Source organism: Mesorhizobium sp. M8A.F.Ca.ET.161.01.1.1 (genome assembly GCF_004792105.1).
Classification (GTDB): Bacteria; Pseudomonadota; Alphaproteobacteria; order Rhizobiales; family Rhizobiaceae; genus Mesorhizobium.
In genome coordinates this window covers 1-301 of sequence record NZ_SRTD01000393.1, presented here as the reverse complement: position 1 = coordinate 301, position 301 = coordinate 1, and the positions used below count along the sequence as shown (strand labels likewise).

Here is a 301-nt window from a genome sequence, read left to right as displayed (position 1 = left end):
GACCATCCGGTGATGCGGGCAATCGTCTCCGGCGATTCGGAGGCTTTCTACGAGCGCGAGATCGCCGAGCGCGAAAGGGCGGCGCTGCCGCCCTTCGGCCGGCTCGCCGGCATCATCGTCAGCGCCGCGACGCGGGGCGAGGCCGAAGGCCATGCGCGGGGATTGAGACGGGCGGCACCACAAGCCTCCTATCTCTTCGTGCTCGGTCCGGCCGAGGCGCCGCTGTCGCTGATCGGCGGCCGCCACCGTTTTCGCCTGCTGGTGCAGGGCGAGCGGCGCGCCGACATGCAGGGGTTCATTC

1 pseudogene is annotated in these 301 nt (G+C 70.8%); it reads left to right on the top strand.

The annotated features are described in order from the left end of the window. A pseudogene (locus tag EN804_RS36235) lies at window positions 1-301 on the top strand (primosomal protein N'); the annotation flags it as partial.